We start from the raw sequence: 1,660 nt of genomic DNA on the forward strand, positions 1-1,660 counted from the left end.
GCCCTTTACTGGGCCTTTTAACTGATATCGTCTCCACTAACTAGCCGTGTAAATCTAGCTCTTGGTTTGGTCTTGCGAACCAAACCATATAAAACCCCCTAAGAAACTATCCTTTTTTTAACTCATCCTTGCTTCTCCCCTTAAAATTTAAATCCCAACCCCTTTAAATAACCTAGCCACCATGTTAGAACCCTACGCGTATTCTCAACGTTCGTAGCTTTGTTATAAATCTTTTGTATCTCTTTTTGTGCATGAAAAAGGGTGCGTTCAATGCTATAAGGATCCAGCTTGTTCTCATGAATTTTTTCATATGCAAAAGTTTCTAGTATCTTTCTAAAAGAGTGAAAAACCAGTCTATTCTTAGCTATTACGGGAGCATAGGTTTTAAGCGCTTTAACTAGAGTCATATCGCTTAGTACCTCTCCTTGCGTATTGGCAAAGCATAGCAAGCAGCTACTATTATGAGCGTGTAACCTTTGCAGCCATTGCCCTACTTCTGTAGGAAGTCCCAGATGTTCATCTCCATTGCTTTTCACTTTATTTTCATCTTGCGGGAATAGTAAGTAATATTCTCCATCATCGCCTATTTTTAAATGCTCATGGGTTAAATTTCTTACATTTGAGCTTCTTAGTCCCGTAAGTAGTCCGAATATTAAAGCATTCTTAACGCCGATTTGGTGAGGATAGTTCATAATAAATTTAATAAGTACGGTTAAATCCAAGTCATCTTTTATATATGGGTATTCGCTATGGCGAGGTATATTATAAAAGTCCTTAAACACCTCTTCTGCAAATAATGGATTTTTAGAAATATCTCTTATGCGAGCATATCTGAATAGTCTTTTAATAAGTTTGAATAAAATTTCTAAGGAGGCGTACTTCTCATTATCGTAATAATAATCCAGTATCGGCATAATATCCTTTTTGCTTATCTTGTTTATATCTTTGTCGCAAATATCCTTTAAAGCTTTAAAGCTCATATCTCGTCTTTTAGAGGTTGCTAATGCGACATTGCCGTTATGTCTGCGAAACTGTCTATAAACGCTTGCCAGAGTATTTTTAGCAGGGATCAGCTTAGCAGAATCATCTATCATTAAACCTTTAAGAGTTTCTTTGGCTTCACTTAGGCTTATCTCATCTGCATTACCTAAAGACTTAATCAGCTTGCCGCCTATTGAGTAGTGATAGTGCCTATGGATAGTTTGTTCTCCCTTTTTATTAAATGAGCGGTAAAATCTAACTGCTATATGCTCATCTATCATTTCCACCATAGTATTTTTGCGATGAGGCAGGGAAAAATTTCTGATCACTTTATCGGGGTTCGTTTTAAAAGCCGGATCGTCTTTAATTTTAGAAAAAACTTTCATAACCGCTTATCCTTTAAAATTTAATATAGTTTCATAGGACAAATTATAAAAGTTTCCAAAGAGTTTAACAAGCTTAAGAGCTACTATACATTTTTTAATATATAGTAGTTTCTCTTAAACTACCTGTATAATCTAGCGTTTTTAGCATTTGAAATTTTTTTGAAAAAATTTGAAAAAGCCGTAAAACAGGGCTTTTAAAAAAACCAAAAAACTAAAAATAGGGGGAAAATTTGATAGATGGTGTCCTGCGTTGGATTCGAACCAACGACCCCCTCATTAAAAGTGAGATGCTC

The 1,660-nt window shown here is 35.1% G+C and carries 1 protein-coding gene; it reads right to left on the reverse strand.

From position 1 onward, the window contains the following. Window positions 1-140: 140 nt before the first annotated feature. Window positions 141-1,367 carry a tyrosine-type recombinase/integrase gene (locus tag Q0605_RS04080; protein WP_298704441.1) on the reverse strand — a complete coding sequence of 409 codons (1,227 nt, stop codon included), beginning with the start codon at window positions 1,365-1,367 and terminating at the stop codon, window positions 141-143. Between the last annotated feature and the right edge of the window lie 293 nt (window positions 1,368-1,660).

Origin of the sequence: uncultured Campylobacter sp. (genome assembly GCF_938017705.1) — a bacterium.
In the GTDB taxonomy this organism is placed as follows: domain Bacteria; phylum Campylobacterota; class Campylobacteria; order Campylobacterales; family Campylobacteraceae; genus Campylobacter_B.